The organism is Nonomuraea sediminis (assembly GCF_018531495.1).
Taxonomy (GTDB): Bacteria; Actinomycetota; Actinomycetes; order Streptosporangiales; family Streptosporangiaceae; genus Nonomuraea; species Nonomuraea sediminis.
In genome coordinates this window covers 364782-389946 of sequence record NZ_JAHDTI010000007.1, presented here as the reverse complement: position 1 = coordinate 389946, position 25165 = coordinate 364782, and the positions used below count along the sequence as shown (strand labels likewise).

At 69.0% G+C, this 25165-nt stretch carries 9 protein-coding genes; 3 read left to right on the top strand and 6 right to left on the bottom strand.

The genetic code is table 11. The annotated features are described in order from the left end of the window. Positions 1-3: 3 nt before the first annotated feature. Positions 4-1170, top strand: a complete 1167-nt coding sequence (locus KIK09_RS30255; protein ID WP_214322795.1) for an agmatine deiminase family protein — start codon at positions 4-6, stop codon at positions 1168-1170. 165 nt (positions 1171-1335) lie between these two features. Here the strand turns inward: KIK09_RS30255 and KIK09_RS30250 are convergent, their stop codons facing one another. Both KIK09_RS30250 and KIK09_RS30245 read right to left on the bottom strand, forming a co-directional pair. Then, positions 1336-2430, bottom strand: coding sequence for an ABC transporter permease family protein (locus tag KIK09_RS30250; protein WP_214322794.1), 1095 nt, complete (start codon positions 2428-2430; stop codon positions 1336-1338). Between the two features lie 258 nt (positions 2431-2688). Then, positions 2689-4194 carry an alpha/beta hydrolase gene (locus tag KIK09_RS30245; RefSeq protein WP_214322793.1) on the bottom strand — a complete coding sequence of 502 codons (1506 nt, stop codon included), beginning with the start codon at positions 4192-4194 and terminating at the stop codon, positions 2689-2691. 235 nt (positions 4195-4429) lie between these two features. On the opposite strand from KIK09_RS30245, the gene KIK09_RS30240 reads away from it, so the two are divergent. Both KIK09_RS30240 and KIK09_RS30235 read left to right on the top strand, forming a co-directional pair. Then, a complete protein-coding gene (locus KIK09_RS30240; protein ID WP_214322792.1) occupies positions 4430-5650 on the top strand; it encodes a sensor histidine kinase in 1221 nt (406 codons plus the stop codon). Next, entirely contained in the window at positions 5647-6354 is a 708-nt protein-coding gene (locus tag KIK09_RS30235) for a response regulator (protein WP_214322791.1), read from the top strand. Before KIK09_RS30240 ends, KIK09_RS30235 begins: the two co-directional genes overlap by 4 nt. Before the next feature lie 294 nt (positions 6355-6648). On the opposite strand, the gene KIK09_RS30230 is transcribed toward KIK09_RS30235, so the two are convergent. The 4 genes from KIK09_RS30230 to KIK09_RS30215 all read right to left on the bottom strand — a co-directional run bounded on the left by KIK09_RS30230 (position 6649) and on the right by KIK09_RS30215 (position 25132). After that, positions 6649-8811: an MMPL family transporter gene (locus KIK09_RS30230; RefSeq protein WP_214322790.1), complete on the bottom strand. Its 2163-nt coding sequence runs from the start codon at positions 8809-8811 to the stop codon at positions 6649-6651. 22 nt (positions 8812-8833) lie between these two features. Continuing rightward, the gene (locus KIK09_RS30225) at positions 8834-9382 is read right to left on the bottom strand and encodes a TetR/AcrR family transcriptional regulator (protein ID WP_214322789.1); all 549 of its coding nucleotides are present in this window, start codon (positions 9380-9382) and stop codon (positions 8834-8836) included. 238 nt (positions 9383-9620) lie between these two features. Then, positions 9621-21653, bottom strand: coding sequence for a hypothetical protein (locus KIK09_RS30220; protein WP_214322788.1), 12033 nt, complete (start codon positions 21651-21653; stop codon positions 9621-9623). Next, positions 21650-25132 carry a hypothetical protein gene (locus KIK09_RS30215; RefSeq protein WP_214322787.1) on the bottom strand — a complete coding sequence of 1161 codons (3483 nt, stop codon included), beginning with the start codon at positions 25130-25132 and terminating at the stop codon, positions 21650-21652. The genes KIK09_RS30220 and KIK09_RS30215 overlap by 4 nt, the downstream gene beginning before the upstream one ends. Positions 25133-25165: the final 33 nt, after the last annotated feature.

The window sequence follows — 25165 nt, the reverse complement described above, 5'->3', positions numbered from 1 at the left end:
ACCATGGGTCAGACCGAGGACATCAAGCCCGTCATCACTCGCAGATCGATGCTGGCCCGCGCCGGCTTGACCGCTGCCGGCCTGGCGACCGCGCGGGTGCTCGGCGACGCCGCGCCGGCCCGCGCCGCCGCTTGGCGCGTGCCCGGCGAGGACGAGGCGCACAAGCGGACCTGGATGTCCTGGCCGCACAGCACGACGATCTGGGGCAACCTCCTGTCCAAGATCCAGGCGGATATCGCCAAGCTCGCCAAGGAGGTAGCCAAGTACGAGCCGGTGATCATGTGCGCCAACGGCTCCACCAACGCCTCCAAGGCCCGGACGATGTGCGGGTCCACCGTCACCGTGATCAGCTCGGTCCCGGTCTCCGATTGCTGGATGCGCGACACCGGCCCGCTGTTCCGCGTCGACGACGCCGGTGGGCGCGACGCGGTCGGCCTGAACTTCAACGCCTGGGGCGAAAATGCCACCAGCTTCTACGGCATCCCCGCCTCCGCCTACGACAACGACCGTACGCTCGCGCAGCACCTGACCGCCTACCTCGGCCTGCCGTTCACCAGAGCGGGTGTGGTCGGCGAGGGCGGCGGGATCGAGTACGACGGCGACGGCACACTGATCGCCACCGAGAGCTGCTGGGTCAACAACAACCGCAACCCCGGCAAGACCCGCGCTCAGATCGAGGCCGAACTGCTGGCCAGGTTCGGCGCCGGCAAGATGATCTGGGTGCCAGGTGTCACCGGACAGGACGTCACCGATGGCCATATCGACGGCACCGCCCGCTACATCGCGCCGGGCGTGGTGATGGTGCAGCTGGCGGGAGCGGTACGGCCCGACGTCTGGACTGCCAACGCGCAAGCCATCCACGACACCCTGGTGAACGCGACCGACGCCCGGGGACGCAGGCTGCAGGTCCTCACCATCGAGGGCCCTGACACGCTGCCCCGCATCCCCTCCGGTCAGCGCAAGAACTTCCTCAGCTCCTACATGAACTGGACGGTGACCAACCAGGCCGTCATCACCGTGCAGTTCGGCGACACCGCCAAGGACGCGGCGGCCAAGACTGCCATCGCGAACGCCTTCGGCCGCCCGGTGATCCAGCTCAACCTCGACAACCTGTACGGCAACGGCGGCGGCGGGGCGCACTGCGTCACCATGCAGGAGCCTCAGCCCTGACAACGGCCTCAGGGGCGATCGAATGCGACGTCGATCGCCCCTACCGGCAACCGCTGCGCCCGATGGTGCCGTTCGGCCGAGTCCATCGGCTCCGCCTTCGCCGAAACCGGACCGGCGGCGCGGCCTCGGAGATCAAGGCGGCCCTTACGGGTTTCGAGCCAAGCGTCAGTCGCCCCTCAGGGAGGGGAACTTTGGCCACCATGGCGGCTGATCACTCGATCGCGAGGATCGGCACTTGCGTGCGAGCACCACCACGGGCGCCGTGGAGATGGCCACGGAGAAGGCGATCACGGGCAGCAGCGTGGTGACCAGCGAGATGGAGTACACGCTGGCGCAGGGCAGGTCGGCTCCCATCATCGACAGCAGCACCAGGACCCCGGCCGTCAGCGCCATCCCGGCGATGATCGCGGTAACGAGGCCGACGACCCGGTCGAAGACGAGCAGCTTACGGATCTCGGCCGCGCCGTACTTGGCGATGACGTGGGACGCGTCGAGCTGGAAGGTGTCATGAATACGGCCGAAGGTGGCGCACGCGACCGCCATGGAACCCAGCAGCGACGTCACCCCCAGCGTGGCCAGCGCCAGCGTCAGCACCTGCGAGTCGGCGCTCCTGTGCGCGGCCACGTCCTGCAGGCTGAGCACGCTGTAGCGGTCGCCGACCACCGCTGCGATGCGGTGCCTGACCGGGGCGAGCGCCTGGGCGGGGTCGAGTGTCACCTGCAGGCTGTCCACTGTCAGCCGGCCGACGAGCCGCTGCGCCAGCTCGGGGCCGACGCCGAGGACACCTCGGTACAGCAGATCCTGGTTCGTGTCGACTTGGATGATGCCTGACAGACGCAGCCGCACTGGTGTGCCCGCCTTGCCGTCGGCTATCAGCGTGCTGCCGACGTGGACGACAAGCGTCTTGGCGGTCACCTCGTCCAGCACGGCCTCGTCGGGGCGGTTGGGCAGATCGCCCTCGATCACGTGGATCAGCGGCAGGCCACCTTTGTGCAGCATTGTCGCCTCCACGACGGTGGCTGAGGAGCCCTCGGCCTGTATCTTGACCGGGCCACTGAGGACTGTCCGCACGGAGGCGACACCGTCGATCGCGGCGACCCGCTTGAGCGGAAACTCGGGCAGCGACGGACGGGTGGTGGCCATGTCGGCGGGCACCACGGCAAGGTCGATCCGTTGCCCGCCGAAGCACTGCAGGAAGCGGTCCTCCGCGGCGCCGCCGCTGTGGACCGCGCCGCCGATGAGGAAGGCTCCTGCGAGCATGCCAAGCGCGCAGAGCGTGAGTGCCCAATAGTGAGCTCGGACCCTGCTGGTGCCCATAACGCTAACGTTCCGTGAAACCTTCGGGGATCTTCGCATAGCGGGTCAAGAAATAGCGAAATGTCGGCCTAGATAACTTCGCACTTACCGAGGTAGGAGTACATCGAGGAACCGCCGCGCCGTTGATTGCGACCGAGGCGAAGTTTGCGCGCTTGGGGTTGTCGTCGCGAGCTCGTCCGGCAACAAGTGGTGCTGGTCGTGTCAGCCGGCCGGGCGGCTGCAGGTGACGTCCGCCTCAGGCAGGTGGCCGTCGAGGAGGTAGCAAGTCACCTTGGTGTCGACGCAGGTGTTCTTGTCCGCGATGTAGACGGTGTGACGGTAGGCGCCGGTCAGTGTGATCATGCGGGAGCCGGTCAGGGCGTGGTGCATGGCCTGCTGGCCCGGATAGGGCGTCGCCGGGTCGCCTTCCGCGCTGACGATCAAGGCCGGTACGGAGTTGCCGATCGTGGTGGGCGCTTCAAGCGGCTTGACCGGCCAGAACGCGCACGGGGAAATGTTGCGGACGAGCGGCCCGAACAGGGGTTCCGCGCTGCGGTGGCGCTGGATGTCGCGGTAGTAGATCTCCGGGTCACGGGGTGCGGCCCGGTCGGCGCACAGGATCGCCGTGCCCGCCCGGTCGGAGGCCTCTCCGGCGCCGGTGAACAGTCCATCAAGGAACTCCTGGAAAGAGGCGGGCGGTGGCGTCTTGCCGGCGTGGCTCAGCGCACGCGCCTCCTTGGCGAGGGTGGCGGAGGCCTGCGGCCCGTCGTCGTAGAGGCGCCCCATCAGCCAGAGCGCCACGACACTGGAGTCGACGCGATATCCGCCGATCGTCACAGGCTGCCGGTTGATCTTCTCTACGGTCGCCAGGACGGCCTCGCGTGTGCTGCCCAGCCCGTACTCCTTGTGACGTGAAGCGGCCCAGGACGCCCAGCGACGGAGCGCGGCGTCGATCGCGGGCGCGGCGCGCGACAGCAGGCGCGGGCCGTACACCTGCGGGTCGACGGCGCTGTCGAGCACGACCCGGTCGGCCCGCGAGCCGAACATCTGCAGGTAGGTCGCGCCCAGGTAGGTGCCGTAGGAGTAGCCGACGTAGGACAGCTTCCGCTCGCCGAGCGCGGCTCTGATCACGTCCATGTCCCGTGCGGTGTTCCTGGTCGAGGCGTACGGCAGGGCCTGGAGGTTGCCCGCGACGCAGCCGGCCGCCAGGTGTCTGGCCAGACGTACGCTCTTGTCGAAGGTAGGCCGGTCGGGTCCCGCCGAGCGCAGGTAGGTGTCGGTCCGCCACCGGCAGCTGATCGGTGTGCTGCGGCCGACGAATCGGGGATCCATGCCCAGCAGGTCGTAACGGGCCCCGACCTCGGGCACTTCCTTTCCCAGGAGCGGCATCTGGAGGCCGGAGCCTCCCGGCCCGCCGGGGTTGAACAGCAGGACGCCGCGGCGCCGGGAGGCGTCGGTGGCCTTGACCCGAGAGATCGCGACCGAAACAGTCCGCCCGTCCGGCCTGCGGTAGTCCATCGGGACCAGGACGGTGGCGCATTGCGCACCGGCGGCATCGAGCGTCTTGCCCACCCGGTCATCGGGTCCGGTCGTGCAGGCGCGCCAGGTGATCGTCTGATGGTGAAAGCGATCCATGGGCGTGGCCGCCTGCGCCGGTCCAGCGGCGAACACTCCGACGGTGGCCATGAGCACTGCTGCCGCGGCTACTCCACGCTTGGAATCGGGCATGCGTATATCCCTTCGGGAAGGTGGCGGATGGCGCCTATGAGAGATTCCGGCTCGTGCGATGGCCGGAGGTAACTGAACGCTAGGGGCGCCGGTGCCCCTCGGGCATCGAGCGGAATGCTGATCTGCGCCTTGCGACCCGCACGCCAGCCGGCCCTGCTCTTACGACTGCTGCCCTAGCGACGAGCTCCTCCTCGAGGAGGACAAACCAGATCAGGTTGCTGGATACCGTCATTCCATGAACGTGGCGCGACGATGGGGCCGCTGGTGGCGTGGCTTGCCCGTGATGGTCACGGACAGCGTGCTGGCCGGTGTGCTCACCGCCCTCGCGGTGACGCAGGCCATCTTGTCCGCCCACAGCCCGGTCGCGCTGGCGTACCTGCTGGCGGTGCTCACCTCCGCGCCGCTGGTGCTGCGCAGACGCCATCCCGTCGCCGTCCTGGCAGTGATCACGGTGAGCCTGATCGGCTGCGGCCTGGCCGACTACCCCAACGGATTCCAGACCCTGTCGGTGCTGGTCGGCCTCTACACCGTCGCGGCCTACCGCCGGGAAGGCTACCGCGACGGCGTCCTGGCCCTGGCGTTGATGGCGAGCATCCTCGTTCCCGACCTCATCGGGTCCGGGCTGACCTTCGCGGCCGTCAACAACCTGTTCGAGAACGTGCTTCAGCTCGGGGCGAGCTGGGCGATCGGGGAGGTGGTACGCAGCCGCCGCCTGCGCCACCAGGACCTGGTCGAGCACGCCCGCCACCTGGAGATCGAACGCGAGGAGAAAGCCCTGCGCGCGGTCGCCGAAGAACGCGTGCGCATCGCCAGGGAACTGCACGACGTGGTCGCCCACCACCTGTCGGTCATCTCGATCCAGTCCGGCGCCGGCGGCCGCCTGATCGCCACCGAGCCCGACACCGCACGCGAGGCATTCTCCGCGATCGCCACCACCACCCGCGAGGCGCTGACCGAACTACGGCACTTGCTGTCGGTCCTGCGCCTCACGCCCGAGACCGGTGAGGACTCCTACGCCCCGCAACCGGGCCTGGCCCAGCTGGACACGCTGCTGGAACGCGCCCGCCTGTCAGGCCTGTCGATCCAGCGGGCAACCTCCGGTCAGGTACGCCCGCTGCCGCCCGGCGTGGACAGGTGCCTGTACCGCATCGCTCAGGAATCGCTGACCAACGTGCTCAAGCACGCCCCGTACGCCAACATGGCCCTTACCCTGACCTACCACCCTGCCGCGGTCACCCTGCAGGTCACCGACGACGGCCCCGCCACCACCGGCGCGGGCTCGCCCGGGCACGGGCTGATCGGCATGCGCGAGCGGGCCGCCCTCTACGGCGGCACCCTCACCGCCGGGCCACGCGAGCACGGCGGCTATACCGTCACCGCACATCTGCCCGCGTCCCCGCTCGCCGAGCCCGTCCTCGCCACGGCCCACCAGCAGCAGAGCGGGGTGCCCCGATGACCGGCCTCGACACTGCTACCAGGGCCATCCGCGTCCTGATCGTGGACGACCAAGCGCTGGTCCGTGCGGGCTTGGTCGCCCTCGTCCGCACCGACGCCGATCTCGCGGTCGTCGGCGAGGCCGCCGACGGCCACGAAGCCATCGCCCAAGCCGAGGCGACCGCTCCGGATGTCATCTTGATGGACATCCGCATGCCCAACCTGGACGGTGTCGCCGCCACCCGCCACATCCTCGCCCACGCCGACGACCCGGCACCGAAGATCCTCATCCTGACCACCTTCGACCTGGACGAACACGTCTTCGCCGCCCTGCGCGCCGGCGCCTCGGGGTTCATGCTCAAAGACACCCCCGCCGACCAGATGCTGGCCGCGATCGCCACGGTCGCCCGCGGCGACGTACTGCTGGCACCCAGCGTCACCCGGCGCCTGGTCCACCACTTCGCCACCACACCCGAACCCACCCGGCGCCGGCCCGCCGAGCTTGCCCAGCTCACCAGTCAGGAAACCGCGGTGCTCCGCTTGGTCGGCCAGGGCCTGACCAACCAGCAGATCGCCACCCACCTGAACATCGCCCAGGCCACCGTCAAGTCCCACCTGGGCCGCCTCATGACCAAACTCCGCCTGTCCAGCCGCGCCCAAGCCGTGGTCACCGCCTATGAAACCGGCCTGATCACCCCCGGAATCAGTCACCTGAGCCGCGGTTGAGCGGCGTGGCGGTATTCGCTGATCGTGCCTGCGACGACGGGTCTTCGCGCAGGTCTTGAGGCGGCTCACGTCGCGGGCGGGCCGCGTTCGCCGAGGATCAAGATCCGGTCCAGAAGTTCGCAGCGCAGGGTGCCGATGACCCGCTCGCAGATGGCGTTCATCCTCGGCGTCCGCGGCAGCGTGGTGATGGTCCGGAGCCCAGATCCTGCGCCGTGACTTGATCATTGAGGGCTGGCGTCGCCCTGGACCGAGCTGTGGGCGAAGCCCGTGCGGCTTCGCCCACTCGATGGGATGTCAGATCTTGACGGCGTCCCTGGAGTCGGCGCGCTGCCGGACGGCCAGGTTCGCGTGCAGACTCTCGCCTTCGATGTCGAGATTCGGCAGGACCCGATCGATGGGGCGGGGCAGCCACCAGGCCGCGCGGCCGAGCAGGGACATCGCTGCAGGCACCAGGGTCAGACGGACGACAAATGCGTCGACGAGCACGCCGACGGCCAGCGCGAAACCGATGGACTTGATGATCGGATCGTGCATGAACACGAATCCGCCGAACACGGCCGTCATGATCAGCGCGGCGGCGGTGACGACGCGGGCGTTGTGGCCCAGGCCGTTGACGGTGGCCTGCTTCGGGCTGTCGCCCAGAACGAAGTCCTCACGCATACGAGAAACGAGAAAGACCTCGTAGTCCATGGCCAGCCCGAACAAGATCCCGATGAGCAGGATCGGCAGGAAGCTCACCAGCGGCCCCGGAACGTCGACGCCGAACAGGTCGGCCAGGTGTCCCTGCTGGAAGATGGCCACGGTGATGCCGAACGTGGCGCCGACGGTGAGCAGGAAACCCAGCGCCGCCTTGAGCGGCACCAGTACTGAGCGGAAGACCAGCATCAGCAGCAGGATCGACAGCCCGGCGACGAGCAGCAGGTAGAGGGGCATCGCCTCGGCGAGTTTCGCCGACACGTCGATGCCGATGGCGGTGGCGCCGGTCAGGGCGATGGTGGCGCCCCGGATACCGGCCGCGCGCTCCCGGATGGAGTGCACGATCTGCTCTGTGGCCGCGTCGGTCGGACCGGTCTTGGGGATGATGGTCATCAATACGGTGGTGCCCTGCTGGTTGGGCTGCGGCGGGGAGACGTGGAGCACGCCGTCCGTGGAGTCGATCAACTGCGCGGCCTGCTTGGCGGCCGTGCCAGTGGCCTGGGCGTCCTCGCCGGAGACGACGGCGATCAGGCGGCCGTTGAAGCCGGGCCCGAATCCCTCGCTGATCAGGTCGTAGGCCTTGCGGGCCGCCGAGCCGGACGCCGCGGTGCCGGCGTCGGGCAGGGCCAGGCGCATGTCCTGGGCGGGCAGGGCCAGCGCGCCCAGCCCCACAACGCCGACCAGCAGAATCGGGACGCGCAGCCGGGTGACGAACCGGCCCCAGCCGTACCCGAAGCCCTCGCGCCCGAGGCTGGGCACCCGCCCGTCGCGCTGTCCGCGAGGCAGAACGCGGGCGCCGGCGAAGCCGAGCATCGCGGGGAGCAGGGTGAGGGCGACCAACACTGCCAGGGCGATGGTGCCGGCCGCGGCCAACCCCATGACGCTCAGGAAGGGAATACCGACCACGGAAAGGCCGGCCAAGGCGATGACGACGGTGACACCGGCGAAGACCACGGCAGAACCCGCGGTGCCGATCGCACGCCCCGCGGCCTCCTCTGCCGCCATGCCCTCGGTGAGGTATTGCCGGTAGCGGGAGGTGATGAACAGCGAGTAGTCGATCCCTACAGCCAGCCCCAGCATCAACGCCAGGATTGGCGCGGTGCCGGTCAGCTCCAGCACACCGCTGAGGGCGAACAACCCGGCCATCCCGGCCGCGACGCCGATCAGCGCGTTCAGCAGCGTCATACCGGCGGCGACCAAGGACCCGAAGGTGATGAGCAGGACAACGGCGGCGACCAGGACACCGAGCGCCTCAGTGGAGCCGATCTCTCCTCCGGCCTTCATGATCTCGCCGCCGTGCTCCACCCGAAGCCCGCGCACAGAGGCGCCGACCTGCTCGTACGCCGCGCGCTGGACGGCGGTGACCTCGTCGGCGGCGGTGTCGAACGGGACCTGGACCAACGCATGGCGGCCGTCTGGAGTGACCGAGCCGGCTTTGAAGGGATCGATGGCGGCGATCACACCGGGAACTCCGTCGGCCTCCCGCACGACGGCCGCGACCGAGGCCTTGTCGAGCTCCCGCCCTTCGGGTGCGGCGAGGACGATGGTGCCGGTCACGCCACCGGCCTGCGGGAACTGCTCCCGCAGGGAGTCGAGCGCCCGCTGGGACTCCGTACCGGGGATCGAGAAATTGTCAGTGGTGGGGCCCATGAAGGCGGCGGCCGCCCCACCCAGCAAAGCAAGCAGGACCAGCCAGACGGCGAACACACGCCCTCGGCGGCGGAAGGAGAGCCGGCCGAGCCGATACAGCACAGAAGCCATGAGGGATGTCTTTCTTCGAAGTTCAGCGGGGTTCGCGGCCGAGCGTGCGCAGGGCGCCATCGATCAGCTCGGTACGCAGGTCCTCGTCCGGCACCGGCACGTCGCTGGCGCAGGTGACAGAGACTGCGCCGATGACCATGTAGGCGGTGACCAGGCCCCTGGACTCAGTCGAGCCGTCCACCATCGCGGCCATCAGCCGTGCCACGACGGCGGGCACAGCGCCCAGAGCCGGATGTCCGGCCAGCACGGGAATGTCCTGGAAAAGGACCTTGACCTCGCGCCGGAACCGCATGGCCAGATCGACGAAACCAGTGACGGCCGCATCCACGGCCTGGTCGCCTTCCAAACCGGAGAGCCGGGCGTCCAGCTCGCCCAGCCCTTCGCCGGCAGGGGTCAGCAACTCGGCGAGGATCGCCTCTTTGCTGACGAAGTAGTAGAGCAAGGATGCCTTTGAACAGCCGACCACCTGAGCGATGTCGTGCAGCGAGGTGCCCTTGTAGCCACGCGTGGCGAAGAGATCCAACGCCGAGTCCAGGAGGTGGCCGCGCAAAGCAGAAGCAGGACGTGCCATACAGTCACAATAACTGTCCGATCGGTCAGACCTGACCGATCGGACAGGATTCGATTGTGGCCTTCCTCACGGCGCCATAGGCGATCCATGCGTCATCCGTGATCGCTGGAGTCGCCGCGGGCACGGTTCATGCGCTCGACCAAGCGGGTACGGCATGGGCCTCATCCATATCGAGCTGTCGGACGGACGACCTGCCGACGCATCGCCGGCGCCGGGCCTCCCCCTCTGTGACCGCCGGTCAACGGGTGGGCAGGGGCGGTACCACGTTCTTGACGGCCAAGGTGAGGTTCCGCAGGCGTAGCAGTGGCATGGGGTGGCGGGTGAGGTTCGACATGATCGTGAGATCGAACCGCAGCGTGCCGTCGGCGCTGTTCGGTGGCGCTTGTGTGAACCAGGAGAGGAGGGCCGTGTCCCAGTTGATGATCATATGTTTCAACGTGTGGTCAGGAACGTCGCCGGCCACGACCACGCTCAGCGGAGCCTGGAGAAAGATGGGCAGCTCGACCGGCTCCAGGCTCGGATTCAATCGATAGGTATAGACGGCCTCGACCTGGATCGTCACAGTGTCGACCCCCTCCGGCAGATCGGCGAACAGCGCGGAGAACAGGGCGCTGAGGTGCTGGTCGAGCGTGCGATCTGGTCCGCCGGAGCCGATCTGGGCGATGTCGACGGGTGTTGCGGAGTCGATGGTCGGCAGCAGGGGATCCGCGAAGCTGACATCGGGCGTCGTGTAGACGAACGGCGCGGCCGATGGCGGCCGGTCCGGCAGAATCCGCTCGTTACGGGTGATCCAGACACTCGACCAGGCGTCCTGCCGCTGGAGGATGTCGAGGCCGGGCACGACCACGGTGCGGCCGGGGACCTTCTGGCCGTCGGCCTGGGAGAGGTACTGCTTGGTCTTCGGGTCGACGTAGTAGTAGCTGAACGAGGGGACGGCGTCGTCCGGCTCTTCCGGGATGTACCTGCGCGGCTCGTACCGGTCGGGGGCGACGAGGACCAACGGAGTCCCCATGCCGTCCGGCACCGCGCCGATGATCGTGACGAGCAGGGCCGTGACCGTCTCTCCGGGATCGTCGGGGTCGGGCAGGTCGATGGAGCCCTCCTCGACCTGGAAGGAGTAGGTCAGCTCGGCCCGCCCGGCGAAGGGCCGGACCGGCGGGTCGAGGGTCAGGCCGGCCGCGAACCCGGGCGCGGAGGTGACGCGCTTCAGCAGGTCCGCGAAGGAGGTGAGGGCGACGTCGGCGTCATGGATGATCTGCTCGTCTTCGGTGGTGGCGTCGATTCCCGCAAGGATGGCGTCGAGGTCGGCCCGCACCTGCGGATAGACGGTCACGAACTCGGCCATGGAGGGGAACCAGTCAGCCCCCGAGGCGGCCGCCTCCGTCTGGGCGAGGTTGAACTCGACCTGGCCGTACACCTTGTCCTGCACGTAGTGGAAGGGCAGCGACCAGGTGAAGGCGTAGGTCCACTTGGTGAGCTCGGAGAGGTCCTGTGAGGCCGGATCGTCCGGAGTCCCGCTCTGGCCCACCATGGTGGGGCTGGCCGGGAAGGACCGCAGCACGAGCGGCACCGGGAAGGCCCCGAGTGGCCGGGTCAGCGGATGGGTGTCCCCGGGTACGACGAAACTCAGCCAGCTCGACGCAAGGTAGCCGTTGATCCCGTGTGGCTGGGCTATCTGGTGTTCGATCATGCTGGCGTTCCAGGCCAGGTCAAGGTCGATGGAGCCCACTACGGCCCCGTGTTCGCTGACGGTCTCGGGAGCCATGAGGAGGAACGGCAGTGCGGCGTCCTTCGCGGTCGTGAGCGGAAGCTTGGGCGAGGTGAGGGCGATCTCGCCGCGCCGCTCGCCTTCGGCCATCCTGTCGACGATGTCGCCGAACAGCCGTGGCGCCGTGGTCGCCAGCGGATCCTTGATGTCCGCGTCGACGTCGGCGGTGAACTGGATGCCGGCCCTCGTGGTGTAGGCGTTGGACAGCCGCGAGAGCAGGTGCTGGTAGAACTCGGCCTGTACGGCGGCCGGGTCAGGTGTCCGGCCTTCGTAGAGCGGGATCATCCAGGTGCTCACCGCGGTGGCCAGGAGCTTCTTCTGGTCGAGGATCTCCTGGAGGTGGTCGGTGCCGCCGGTCCTGGCCGTCACGATCCGCATGGCCGAGATGAACTCGGGGATGAGCGTGTCGTCGACGGTCGCGAGGAGCGTGCGGCCCCAGACGTCCATGTCGATGTCGACGAAGTCGAGATGGCGGGAGGGCGTCGTGGAGATGCCCTGGCCCGTCGTGTAGTCGTAGATCGCGACGCCGGTCCGGGTCTGGAGCTGGTTGGAGATGGGGCGGGGCGCGAACAGGTCGGGGTCGCCCACGTCGGTGACGGTGTAGGAGATGGGTTCGCCGGTGCCGGTGCCGACGCGTACCGCCCACAGGGTCGCGCCGTCGCGCGAGGTGGACGCCTGTGCCCGGTCGACGCCGACGGCCACCTTCAGCAGGTGCGAGCCCGGCACCGAGAGGGCGGCCTCGAAGTCCTGCGCGAACGCCGTCAGCCCGAGGGCGTCTCCGCCCGAGCCGAGCGGGGAGGACATGGGGGCGACCTTCGTGCTGGCCGACCGGATGCCGGGCATGGTCTCCAGGCCGCCGAGCACGGCGCCGCCGGTGCGGCGCAGTGTCAGTTCGACCGAGAGTTCGTAGATCTGAGACGGGTTCAGGTCTGCCAGGGGCCAGGAGATCGTGTGCGGGGACGGCGGCACCGGCACGTCGGTGGCACCGGCTGCCCGGCTCCGGAGGAAGGCGTAGACGGCGCCGACATCCGTGAAGAGCCAGCCGAGCAGCGCCGTCCACTGCGCGCTGTCGACGTCGACGGGTTTGTCGAGAAGCGAGGCGGTTACCGTGGCCGCCATGCCGTTGCGATCGGTGAGCTGGTAGTAGAGCGCGCTGTAGACGCTCACGTCCCTGGCCGCCGCGTCCGTCACGGACGACGAGTGGTCGCCCTGCTCGTCGGGGAAGCGGAAGGTGGCCGTACCCGTGTAGGAAGGCTGCGCCGTATCGCCGGACCGCACACCGAGCACGTTCGACACCGCGAGCCGGTACCCGAGGTTGGACAGGGGACGGTCGGTTGTCAGGGTGACGGTACGGCCGTCGCCACCGAGGGCGGCCGAGACGATGCTGACACCGCCGTCGAGACGGTAGTTGTCCACCCGGGTGGCCGAGGCGGGGTCGAGGGCGTCGGTGAAGGTCGCCCGTACGGTGTTCGCGTCGGTCGCCGTCGCGGAGATCAGGCCGCGGTATCGGCTCGGATCGAAGCTCAGCCGGAGGTCGAGTCGCGGCGCGTCGGACTGGCCCGTGACCTGCCACGCCGACGAGACCGACGGCCACTGGCTGAGGCCGATCAGGGTGTCGGTGTAGCCGACCCGGATGGGCGGTTGGTTGACGAGTCCGTTGCCGCTGACCGGTGGCGTGGTGAGCGTGGTGACCAGGGTGTTGCCGTAGTGGTCCTGCCAGGAGAAGTCGACCTGGAGAATCGAGCCGAGACCGCGGTAGGGGTCACCGTCCGCCGGCGGCAGGCCCGCAGCTGCCTCGGCCGGGGCGATGGCGAACCCCGGATACGGCAAGGACTGGCGGTACTCCCAACGTTCGCTGACCTGGGCGACCCGCACCTTGTCGTGAGTGGGCTGGGCGTCGGTGGGCGGTGGCGTGGGCCCGGCGGGCAATCCCATGTTGCTGGCGGAGAAGTACACGTTCTGGGCCACCCGGTAGCCCAGCAGGCTGAAGGTGTTGAGCAGGAACAGCTTCGCGTAGTCGCCACCCGGTTTGACCGGCACCTCGCCCGGTTTGTCCCGGGTGGCTGTGAGCGCGGCGACGCCGGCTTGAACGGTGGCGTCGCGCACCGTCGGCCCGCCCGCGACCGTGATCTGCTGCCCATCGGCGAACAGCCCCGTGACGTCGGCGTTGTGGGCGGCCAGGGCGGCGAGCTCCTCACCGTAGTAGCCGGCGATGTCGTCGAGGGTCGCGGTGTGCGGGCTGCTGCCTACGGTGACCTCCATGGCGGGCAGGTTGACCGCGGCCGGGAAGGGCAGCGGGTCGGGCAGACCACCGGTCCAGCGGGGGTTGGCCGCCTGCAGGGCGGCGAGGTCGGGGAGGTCGAAGTCAGCGACGATCGTGGCGAGGGGGATCCCGCCGGGCGGGGCCTGGAACACCCCTTCACTGATCAGCAGGCGGACCCCGGCGCGCAGTCGAAGCTTCCGGTTGTCGACGGCCAGATCGGCCACGTCGGAGTACGTGCGCTCGGCGAGGAGAGCGAGCGACAGGTCGGCCTTCGCGGTGACGGGTGCCTCCATCGGGGCGGCCTCGGCGAACACGACGGACCGCGAGGTGTCGATGCTGTCACCGGTGACGACGGCCGTCATGTAGTCGGTGACCCGGTCGCCGGCGGCTTCGGTCGACGGCTTCGCGTACAGCACGATCAGCGAGACCTTCGCCTCACCGCGGTCGTTGAAGATCCGCTCGGGCAGGCCGCGGCCGCTCCCGCCGTCGTAGTAGTAGAGGTAGAAGCCGCCGGTGCGGGTGATGCTCGCCTCCCACAGCAGCCGCACGAAGGCCGACGGGGTGTTCAGCAGCCCGCTGGGGGCGGCGATCTCCGCGCCGGTAAGGGGCGCACCTGTCGGCGGTCTCGTCTCGGTCGAGAGGTTCACCTGGGAGATGCCCATCGTGACGCCGTTCGGCGCGTCGCTCTGCACACCGCTGGGCGCGGACGTGGTGGCGTCGGGCGGATAGGCCAGCAGGAGCTGGGCGAACGCGCCGTCGTCGGCGCCGATCTCCTCGACGATCCGCTCGAGCAGCACCACGTCGGCACCACCGGCACCGACGATCTCGTAGGTGGTGGCGGTGGCCGGGCTCGTCGCGACGAGCGGCACCCGCTTGACGGTGAACTCGACGACCGTGGCCCAGCCGTGCGAGGCCACCGCCGACGTGGTCGTGCCGCCGGTGGCCTCGTCGTAGGTGGCCACCCGTACGGCGAAGCGCGGCGTCATCCCCCGACGGGGATCGGGCAGGTTCACGAGCGCGTCGGGCAGCGTCCAGACGCGCAGCGCCTGTACCCGGTCCCCGCTCGGGGGCGGGCCGTAGGGCAGGGTGACGCTCGTCGGCGCCTGCCAGACGGCGACGGTGGTGAGCGGGTAGGTGGCCAGGTGCCGCTCGTACATGGGGTCGGCGCCGAGAGAGGTGAGCCCGATGTCGAACGGCCTCGCCGTACAGGTGGTCACCAGGTCGCTGAGACGGGTCGCGTCGGAAGAGCCCGGCTTGACCTTGATCGACAGCGTGTCGGCCCCGCCGGCGAAGGCCAGCCACGTGGGGCGGCCGTCGCGTCGGAAGGTGACGGTGAAAGCGCCGCCGGCCTCGTCGACCAGGGGGACGTTGATCTGCTGACCGGTCAGGGCGTAGAGGCCCGCCTCCGGAGGCAGGGTGAGCTTGCCGTCCACGACGTCGACCCAGATGCCCTTGGCCTTCGGTGTGATGCCGGTGGTGGGCAGGCGGGTGCCGTGCATGGCGTAGCGGCCGGCCATCCGGGAGAGCTGGCGGATGGCCAGGGTGCGCTGGGTCTCGGCGATGATCTCGTCCACCCGGTACTGCGCCAGGTGCGGCACGTCGATCCACGGGGCCGGCCGACCGTCGACATCCACCGTGGCGAACAGGTCGGAGACGGCTCCGTTCGCCTCGGCCATCCCGAGCACCTCGACGGGGATCGCGAAACGGCGGGCCACCGAGGTGAGTGTCTCGTTCGCGCCGGTTTCGTAGCCGAACGGCGGCAGGACGACGAGGGCCACGTCGGCCAGCAGCCGCGGCTGGGTCAGCACGCCGCTGTTCTCCAGCAGGTCGGTCACGCTGATGGTGAAGTGCATGGCCACGTCGGCCAGGGTGTCGTTCGCCTGGACGGTGTACTGCCTGTCGCCGTAGCCGATCTTCTCTCCGATGCGCAGCACCGGGCGGCCGGCGTTCTGCAGCGCCAGGGCGGTGCCGGTGAACCCGGGTGAGCCGCCGGAGGAGTAGGCGGGCAGCGCGGCGATGCCGGCGAACGTGCTGTCGGTTCTGGCCTGGTAGGTGACGAGCGGTGCCGTCAGCGAGGCTCGGTCCGCGAAGAGGGCGCGGTCGGTCAGCAGGCCGGCGGCACCGCTGAGCAGCTCGGCGAGGCGTGCGCCGAAGTGGCGGGCCACCGTGATGAGCGTGCTGCCCGACGGGAGCAGGTAGGCGGTGCCCTTGTAGGTGATCGTCGCACCGGCCCGCAGGAGCCCGTCGGCACCGGCGTTGGCCATGGCCAGGTCGGTGGGGCTGACGACCGACTGCAGGGGACCGTCCGACACGCTCTGGAAGGAGTCGGTGCCGCTCACCGCGAGCTGCGCGCCGATGGTCAGACGGCGGTCGGCCTTCAGCGGGTGCGCCGGATTGGCTGCGAAGAGACCGGCAAGCGAGATGCGGTCCTCGCCGGTGAGTTTCCCGGTGGCGTTCACGTCCGCGACGATCCCGGCCGGTGAGGTCCCGTCGATCACGTACTTGAAGTCGCGCAGCGACTCCAGGGCCGCCTGCACCATCTGGCGGGCCAGCAGCAGGAAGTAGTCCGACTGAACCCACTCGGCCATCGACAGCGTGCCGCCCGGCGTCAGCCGCGAGGTGGCGGCCTTCTCATCGCCGACCTGTACGGCGAGCTGGTCGAAGTACGCGCGCAGGTCGGTCAGCGTGGCGTCGTCGACCTCGTTGTAGGCGGCCAGCACGTAGTCGTAGCCCGGATAGGACGAGCCGTAGGCGGGTGCCGTCAGCCGGAGGGCGGGCGGCATCGGGAACGCGGTGGCGCTCGCCTTCCCGGCGACACCGCCGTCGGGAACAGCGGCGGTGAAGGTGAACTGACGGCTGAGGAAGGAGTCGACGTCGTCGGGTGTGATGGGCAGCGGTGCGCCGTCGGTGCTGACGAGTACCTGTTCAAGGAGGTGCGCCAGATCGGCCTGCGTGACCACGAGCCGGTCGACCTGCTCGGGCGTCAGGTCGTCGGTCTGGCCTGCGGCGACGACCCAGCGCAGCACCATCTTGGCCAGCAGCTCGAAAGGCGTGTCCGAGGTGGCGGCGGCGGTCGCCGCCACCATCTCGGACACCGTGCCCTCAGTCTCGGGCACCGTGTCGATGAGCAGCAGGAACACCTGGCATGGCAGCTGCTTGGCAGGGGCCTGCGTCGTGTCGCGTTCGTCGTGGGCGACGGTGATGCCCGGCGCCAGCCAGCCGGTCAGGCCGGCTGTACCGGACGGTGACGGCTGCAGGCGCCGCCAGCGGTCCGGGTCGGTCGCGGCAGCGATCAGTTCGGGCCGGGGCGCGCGCCGGTGTCCGAGGCGGCGGTCGGCGGGCCCCGCGAGCCGATGCCCGGAGGCGGGCGCCGTGATCCACGGCGGGGTGCCCGCGTTGTCGATGGTGAACGTCTCCTTCAGCCGCATGGAGAAGCTGAAGGAGATCTTGATGGAGAACAGCCCGAGGTCGATCGCGATCGACACCGACACGTCGACCGCCACGATCACCGAGATCGCCATGGACACGTATGACTCGTAGCTGAGCTGGAGCAGCAGCTTCAGCGTCACGTTCACGTCGGCCTTCACGACGGCGAAGTCGACCCTGCCGTAGAGCCGGCCGACGATGCCGAACGTGCCCCGCAACCAGAAGTAGTAGAGGTCCTGGATCTGCGCGGGGTCCTGCGTGCCCTTGGCGGGCAGGTAGGGGTTGAACTTGCCGAGCACGCCTTCGGTGATGCCGACCGCCGTGACGCTGAAGCCGGCCTGCAGCACGCCGTACTCGATCGACTTGCCGAACCCGATCCGCATCCCGAACCCGAACACGAACACGGGGTTGAAAGTGCCGTTGAGCGCCTTCGGCACCTTGTCGGTGGTGGCGCTCGACAGCTTGCCGAAGTAGAAGCCGGCCGAGCCGAGCACGGGGATGCCGGGGGCGATGATCCCCTCGATGGTGAAGGATCGGGAGAAGTCCGTGTTCCACGGGAACCCGACGTCGACCTGGAAGTCGCCGTTGGTGTACACGGCGAGACCGAATACCGGCAGCGTGATCGAGTAGGCCCCGATGCTCAGGTGCCGCATGGCGTCGGGCAGCGTGATTTCGGCCTGGTAGACACCCACGGTGTCGCTCACCTGGCGGTACATGACCTGGAAGTCGAGGCCCTTGAGCACCTTGGCCGCGTCACCCGCCAGGGCGACGCGCAGCGCGTACAGGTAGGGGTCGTTGAAGACCAGTTGACTCGTCACCAGGTAGCCGACGGCGTCGGCCGTCGGGGATGTGGTGCTCTCGCCGAACCGCAGGATTCCGAGGTCGGCCCCGATGATCCAGCCCACGGCCGGGTCGAACGTGACGTCGGGGATCTTGCCGGGTTCGGGGTCCTTGAGCTTGGCCATCAGCTCGATGGCCTTCTGCACCGTGGTCGCCGAGGTGAGTCCCTGTATGGTCACGTGCTGGCCGAGGGCCAGCAGTCGCAGGTCGAGGTACTTGTTGCCGGAGCCCGGCGCGGCGGGGGCGGTGCCGGGTTGGCTGGCGTCCCACGGCCCGAGCGTGCCGGTGTCGCCGTTCGCGCCCTCGCCGACGTTCCACGGGAACGAGCCGATGAGGGTTACGGCGACCTTCTGGGCGGCCTGTGAGTTGTAGACGACGCTGATCTTGTCGATGCGGGCGAAGCCGAGTTCGATGGGCCCGACGTCGACGTTGAAGGCGACCTTGTCCCGGCTCGGATAGGTCTTGTTGAAGGTGTAGGTGAGTGACAGACCGCTCAGCGGGATCGAGTTCAGGACGCTCCACGGCGCTTCGAGCGCGAACTTGGAACCGGTCGCCCACGACACCATGGTCTCGATCATGCTGCCGACGCTCGTGTTCTTGGTGAACGTCAGCGTGGCGACCCAGTCGCCCTGCTCGCCGGGGCCTTCGACGGTGCCCTGGAGCCCACCCCACACGATGCCGTAGCTCTGCTTCGACGGGCAGTAGTCGAAGAAGACCTTCACGTCGATGTCCTGCCACGTCCACTCGGTCTCCAGCCGGGTGAACCACCCGGTGCCCTCGCAGCCGCCGGCGGCCTGGTCAAGCGGCACCGTCGAGCCCGACATGCCGGGGAGGGCGGCCAGCGACGCGGCGGTCCCGCCGTTGTAGCCGAGGGTGAGCGAGGCGGACACCTTGAGCCCGGAGATGAACGGCACTTCCCAGGGCTCGGCCGTCTGCCCGGTGAACACCCACGAACCCTTGTCGACGGCCACGGTGAGGCCGAGTCCGGTGATCCCGTAGTCGTGCTCGATGTGCCATGACGGCGGCAGGAACTGGTTGGCCAGGGTGGAGAGGTTCACGACCGAGTCGGGCGCCTGGACGACGGAGAACGTCCAGCCCGCGCCGGTGGCGTAGGTCGCGGTCAGTTCAAGTGGTACGGCGGACGAGCCCGAGCCGACGGTGACGTACCCATTCAGCGAGCCCGTGACCATCTGGGAGAACCGGCTGGCGGCGAACTGGATCCCGTCGATCGAGAAGATTTGCCGCCCGGCCACCACGACGGGCCAGTCGATGTTCAGCGCGCACGCCACGCTGTAGTCGCCGGTCGCCGGCGTGAACGAGCTCTGGAACTCGGTGACGGCCGGTTCCGACGGCGGGCGCAGTGCGACGCCTGGAGCGAAGGCGTTGATGATGTCGCTGATCCGCAGCACGCCGGACACCAGACTGCCGGTCAGCACCAGTTCGGACCCGGTCGCGCTGAGCATGATCGTCCCGGCGTCGTCGCCGGTGCCGAGGGTGAAGGTGCCCCGCACCGTCCAGTCGACCTGCCGCTCCTTCAGGTCGGCGGGTCCCTGCACGGCCACGTCGACGGACACGTTGTCGACCTGGACGTCACCGACCAGCTTGAAACCGGCGCTCGTGCTGAAGCGGAAACCGATGACCTCGACCTGGCCGGCCTTCGTGTCGTAGACCAGATTGACGTTCTGAAGCCCGAAGCCGGCCAGGCCGTCGAACGGCGCCGGAAGCGTCCGCACCAGGTCGACACCGCCGGCGAGCTGGTAGAAGCGGGCGATGCCAGGGTACGGCGGGGCGAAGGAACCGGCCAGCTGCCACTTGCCCTCCACCACCGGGAGCTGGAACGCCAGCTCCACGTCGACGCCTTCGAGCGTGCCGCCGACCGACCCGGCGGGCGCGGCGCCGCTGTCGATGACGCACAGTTCCACGAACGGTGAGCTGAAGCCGATCCAGGGGATCTCGTCGAGCGCCCAGCGTTGGTCGTGGGTGTAGCGGCCGTTGGCGATCACGACGCCCTCGGGGGCCGTGAATCTGATCTTCGCGGTCAGCGGCACACCGAGGAACGAGGTGGCTCCGGTGGTGAGGATGGCGGTCAGGGTGCCGTCCGTGTATTCGGGCGTGATGGTCGAGCCGGTGAGGACGAGTCCCGGATCGGTGCCGAGGAAGCCGGTGTAGAGGTCGTGGATCCCACCCCGTGAGAGGGCGCCCGGCGCGACCCGCAGGGTGCCGTCGACGGTGTTGTCCCGAAGGGCGGTCAGGAGGGTCTCCAGCACCAGGGGCGCGGCGAGGTCCCGCAGCTCGGCCTGCTGCGCGGCATGCAGGATGTACTGCATGAACCCGGCGCCGACCCGGAGCTTGTCATTGTTCGCGATGCGGTAGAACTGGCGGACGGAGGCGAAGTACTCGTGGAGCGGGCCGTTGGCGGGTTCGGCGTTGTAGGCGCGCGCGAACGCGCCTGCCTTCGCGGCCGGGTTCTCGGCGGCGACCGGGGTCCACTTGCTCACCGGGACGGTGAGCTGGTTCGCGGCGTCCTGGATCTTGCGGGGCAGCCGGGGCAGGACGACCACCGGCACGCCGGGCTCGTTGACGTCGACGGTCTCCCACGCCTCGTATCCGATGATCGTGGTCGGATACTGGACGCCGTGGCTGGTCGGCCGGGCGACGTGGAAGTACGGGTTGCCGATGTTCAGCGCGACGGTCGCGGTGCTCTGCCCCTCGAAGACGGGCGGCCACTTGCTGGCCTGCATCGACCAGATGAACAGGGGTTCGGGGATCTTGCCGAGATGGACGAACAGCACCCGGTCCGTGGTGCCGGTGAGCCAGGGTAGTGCCTGCTGGACGTCGTCCAGCGAGTCTCCCCATAGGAGGCCGATCCGGTCGCGGGCCCCGATCGACTGCAGCCATGCGGCCCGGAACGCCTGCGCCTTCAGGAAGTTGCGGTACTCCGCCTTCTCCCGGTCCGTAAGCGGCCGGTCGCCCCATTTTCCACCACGGTTCAAGTCCAGCAGACCCTTGTACATCTGCTCGGTTTCCGAGAGGCCGCCTCGGATGAGGCGGACCAACCCGGTCCTGTCCGGGGCGGTGCCGAAGACGTCGCAGGACAGCACCACGATCGACCTGGCGTTCGGGGCGGATCCGCCGCCAGGGGTGCGCTGGGAGGCCAGCACCGCCGTGAGCACCTCGAACATCCGCTCGTAGGCGGGCTTGGACAGCTCCATGTTGCCGCTCGACCGGATGCTGTACACCGGGCACACCCCCCACCGCGCGTCGTCGGGGGTGAGGGCGCGCACGATGGACGCCTGGACCGCGTAGGCGCCTCCGGCGTAGAGGTTCCAGTCCGGCTCCGGCACCGGTGTCCGTATGTAGTAGGCCCGCTGCCTGAAGCTGTCGTACCCGAGGACGCGCTGTTTCGTCAGGGTGATGAAAGGCCGGGTCGCGTCGGAGAACTGGATCTGGTCCGGGGCGGCCCAGAGGTACGGCTGGAGCCGCAGGAAGTACCGAGCGCCCACCCTCGCCGCGAAGTTCGGCGAGCTGATGTGCCCTCCCTGGTCGATGTCGTCGGCGCCACCGGTGAAACCGAGGTTGACGAGCGCCGGAGTGACCCCCTGACGCCACTCGATGAGCTGTACCTGGGCTCCGTCGACCGTACCTGCTGTGCCGCCGTGGACCTCCGGCAGGAGGCGCTGGAGCTTCGGCAGGGTGGGGTCGCGGTGGTCTCCTGGGTGGTAGTACACCTCGATGGTCCCCGCGTAACCGAAGCCCTTGCCCGGGTCGACGGGTGCGGCGAGCTGGCGCAGGATGCCGGTGGTCGAGGCCTGGTGGCCCGATCCCGGCGCGCTGTCGACCCACATCCGGATGATGGGGTTCTTCGTACCGTCATTGAGGTAGGTGCGGAAGGCCGCCAGGGACTGCGCCTGGCGGAAGTCCCAGTGGGGGTTGAAGTAGCGGTAGAGGCTGTCGTAGAGCGCGGTGAAGTTCATGCCCCGCTGCCTTTCTTGCGGTACATCGCATACCAGCCGAGCCCCGACGATGAGCCGGCGGCGGGGTTTCCGTACAGGTAGAACAAGGACGAGCCGGGCGGGATGGTGAGCAGCCCGAGCAACTTGAGGCCGATCTCGGTGAAGAGCAGCAGGAAGCCGTTCTTGTCCCGGTCGTACTTCAGCCAGATCTGCCCGAGCGACAGCTTCAGCACGGTCTGCAGGCTGATCAACTTGGCGCCCCCTCCGGTGCCCGGCAGCCGCAGGCCGATCGCGGCCCGGTAGGCGCCGGCCGTGCCGCTGGGCTCGGGTGCCCACGCAGTCACGAGATGGGAGACGAGCCCGGTCTTGCCGGCCAGGTTGCCGGGGGTTCCCATGGTCAGCTGATAGTCGATGCCCCACCAGGGGCCGCCGTCGACGCCGGTGAGGCGCGCGTCGGTGACCGCCGGGGCGTAACCGCTTTTCGACGGCGGGGTGCCGGCGCCTCCGGACACGAGTCCCTGCAGGTCGAGGGCGTACTGCTGGAACAGGCTGCCGGGCCGGGGCGTGCTCGTCGAGAGGTCGAAGCGGATCTCGCTCGCGTCGAACGTGAACTGAGCGGCGGCCGGGTCATCGGGCGGGAAGCCCATGGCGATGCCGAGGTTCGAGAACGCCAGTCCACGGCGCAGCTGCTCGCCCTGCACCGTGGGGTCGCTGCCGAATGAGAAGACGTCGAAGTCGAACGTCACGGGCGTCTTCCCCTCGGTCGCGGTGCCTTGGACGACCTTGAAGTCGACGAACCCGGACAGCCCGAACCAGGAGGAGACCTTGCCGCCCTGCTGCGTCCCGGTGCTGCGGGTGGACATCACGGCATCGGTGATCTCGACCTTGTTCACGACGTCGTTGGTGAAGTAGAAGGTCGTGTCGGTCGTGCTCGACAGGCTGTACACCGGCCGGCCGTTGTTGGTCTGCAGCGAGCCGTGGAGCACGATGGCCGCGTAGGGGTTTCCGCTCGCGCCCATGTGGTCCACGGGCATGCCGAACCAGGTCGTGGTCGTCAGTTGCGCGTAGCTGGTGAACGTGCGCACGGCCGTGTTGCTGAACAGCACCTTCAACTGCAGGAGCCGGAACTCGTACTCGGGGTCACCGGCCGGAGCCACCGGCTGCGCGGGCTTGCCGACATCGGGCGGGACGAAAGCCGGGTCGACATAGTCGATCAGCCCGAACATCGAGCTGGCACCGTCGAGCCGCGGCCCCGGCGGGACGCCGCCCGCGCCGCGTTCGCTGGTCATGGGAGAGATCTCTATGCCCAGGTGGTGGGCGTTGAAGCGGTCCATGTCGGTGATGCCGGCCGTGATACCCGCCAGGTCGTCGGGCACCTTGGAGATGTCCATGCGCAGCACCAGCACGCCGGTCCAGTTCTCGTCCGCGGCGATGGCGTTGAACCGGGCCAGGTCGTCGCCGCCGGAGCGCCAGGCGGCGTCGAAGTAGTCCTGGAGCCACTGCGACAGGACCACCAGCTCCGCGGAAACAGCGGACGACGCCGCATTCGGCCCGGGACCGGCGGGAGAGGAGAACACCTCCTTCTGGGTCCACCGCTCCGGATTCGACACGAGGCTGCCTGCGATGTCGGCGGCATCGAAGAGCTTGCCCTTGCGGCCCTTCACGATGAGCACATTGCGATAGTCGCCGTAGCGGTTGCGGGTGCCGACGCCCGCAGCCAGTCTCCAGCCGCCTATCTCCACGGTGTTGAGAAAGGTGGGGGCGATGCCGGAGCAGGTGCCGTCCCCGCTGCCCGCCGTACCGATCTGGTCGGCGTTGGCCACCACGAGGAAGAGCTGACCGGTCTGGAACGCCTGTTGAAGCGCGAGGGTGGGATTGCAGAAGCAGAGGGCGAGGGCCGGGTTGAGGGTCTGGCCGAGCAGGATGCGCGTCCAGCGCCCGTCCTCGACCGTTGCCAGCTGCCCGCTCGGCGTGGTTGTGGTGTACGGTCCCCCGTCCGCCTGACGCCGGGAAGCTCGCCCGTTGTCGGCGCCGATCAGCCGCCGCCTGGTGGGGCCGATGATCTGACGCTCGAAGTCAGCCGTGTCCGACGGCGAGAACCAGCGGCCGAACTGCCCGTGCGTGGTCTGCGGAAGCCCGGCGTACGGCGCGAGGGGCACGGAGACGCCGTCCGGGAGCAGGTTCGCCGGGTCCTTCCAGCCCATCAGCTGCGTGCCCTGATTCCAGATCGGGTTGTCCCAGCCGTAGAGCGCGGCCCCCTTCGGCTGAGCCACGTAGGGAACCGGGGTCGCCGGGTCGCCGGAAACGACCGTGGCCCACGAGGTGGTGTATGTGGCGTCGAGCAACGGCGCCGCCGTGTCCACCGGGGCGGCCACCGGCGACACCTGCTGGAACGGATAGCGGGGCGCGTATGCGGGCTGGTACGGGGTGAACCTGATGCGGTCGCCTGGCCAGGCGTCCCGCCTCGGCCTGAAGGTGATGACCTCGGTGCCGTGCAGCCCGCACAGGAGGTCGGCCGACTGGGGTTCGTCGGCGGTGGTGAGCACGAAGTCACCCATGGGGGCGAGCTGAAGTTCTTGGTCGGTGTCGGAGGTCGGTACCCCGCCGTTGAACACCAGGGCGGCGGGGTGCGGCTCCTCTGCGCCGACCACCGGCACGAAGGTCACGCCAGTGCCGCGACCGGTGCGGTACTGCGAGACGAGCGTGGTCGCGGAGCCGTCCGCGTTGCGTCCGGTGAAAGCCAGCACGGACCGGATCGAGTCGCCGTCGTTCGCGCGGTTCGCTGGGTTGCTCGGGTCGATGGTCGCCTCGAAGCCGAGGGCGTCGGGTGGGGTTCTCGCGGCCAAGGGCAGCCACTGGTAGGCGGCCGGCTGCGGCCCGCCGGTCACCGGGTAGAGGAACTGGAACCCCCACGACGAGGCGTCGTGCAGTGACGGACGGCTGAGGAAGATCCGGAAGGCGAGTGTGCCAAGCGCGGCCCCGTCGAGGGAGAGGACGGCCGACGCCGCGGGGGGCGCGGCGGTTGGTGCGCGTTCTCCGTCGAAGGAGACCACGCCACGGACCGTCACGCTCGTTTCACCCAACAACAGGGTCGATCCGTTGGCCACGGTCAGTCGCACCCCGGGCAGGATCGGTGCCACAAGACCCGTTTGTACTGTCGTCCCCGCCTCGTCCATGCCGAGCAGCGGTGCGTTGTCACCGTCGAGCGGCGGGTTCTGCCACGCGAGAGACTCGTTGAGCCAGACGAACCCCCTGGCCGGCCCCGCGGACACGACCCGGTTCAATATCGCGGAGACGAACGTCCCCGCAGTCCGTTCGCTGATGCCGGGGTCGGCCGCCGTGTACACGAAGTTCCCGAACAGCGTGGTATCCGACCATGCCGCCGCGAGGGTGATGGTGTCCTTCTTCGTGCCGGTCGGCAGGACCAGCAGGAGCCGGCCCGGACCGGCAGGTGAGGCGAACAACTGGTCATTGTCGAACTGCTTGAGAAACGCGGTCATCGCCGGCCCCTTCGGAGCTCGGGCGGGCCTTCG

Coding starts and splice junctions, on each gene's coding strand:
- KIK09_RS30255 (WP_214322795.1), top strand. CDS start 4: ATGGGTCAGACCGAGGACATCAAGCCCGTCATCACTCGCAGATCGATG.
- KIK09_RS30250 (WP_214322794.1), bottom strand. CDS start 2,430: ATGCTCGCAGGAGCCTTCCTCATCGGCGGCGCGGTCCACAGCGGCGGC.
- KIK09_RS30245 (WP_214322793.1), bottom strand. CDS start 4,194: ATGCCCGATTCCAAGCGTGGAGTAGCCGCGGCAGCAGTGCTCATGGCC.
- KIK09_RS30240 (WP_214322792.1), top strand. CDS start 4,430: ATGAACGTGGCGCGACGATGGGGCCGCTGGTGGCGTGGCTTGCCCGTG.
- KIK09_RS30235 (WP_214322791.1), top strand. CDS start 5,647: ATGACCGGCCTCGACACTGCTACCAGGGCCATCCGCGTCCTGATCGTG.
- KIK09_RS30230 (WP_214322790.1), bottom strand. CDS start 8,811: ATGGCTTCTGTGCTGTATCGGCTCGGCCGGCTCTCCTTCCGCCGCCGA.
- KIK09_RS30225 (WP_214322789.1), bottom strand. CDS start 9,382: ATGGCACGTCCTGCTTCTGCTTTGCGCGGCCACCTCCTGGACTCGGCG.
- KIK09_RS30220 (WP_214322788.1), bottom strand. CDS start 21,653: ATGAACTTCACCGCGCTCTACGACAGCCTCTACCGCTACTTCAACCCC.
- KIK09_RS30215 (WP_214322787.1), bottom strand. CDS start 25,132: ATGACCGCGTTTCTCAAGCAGTTCGACAATGACCAGTTGTTCGCCTCA.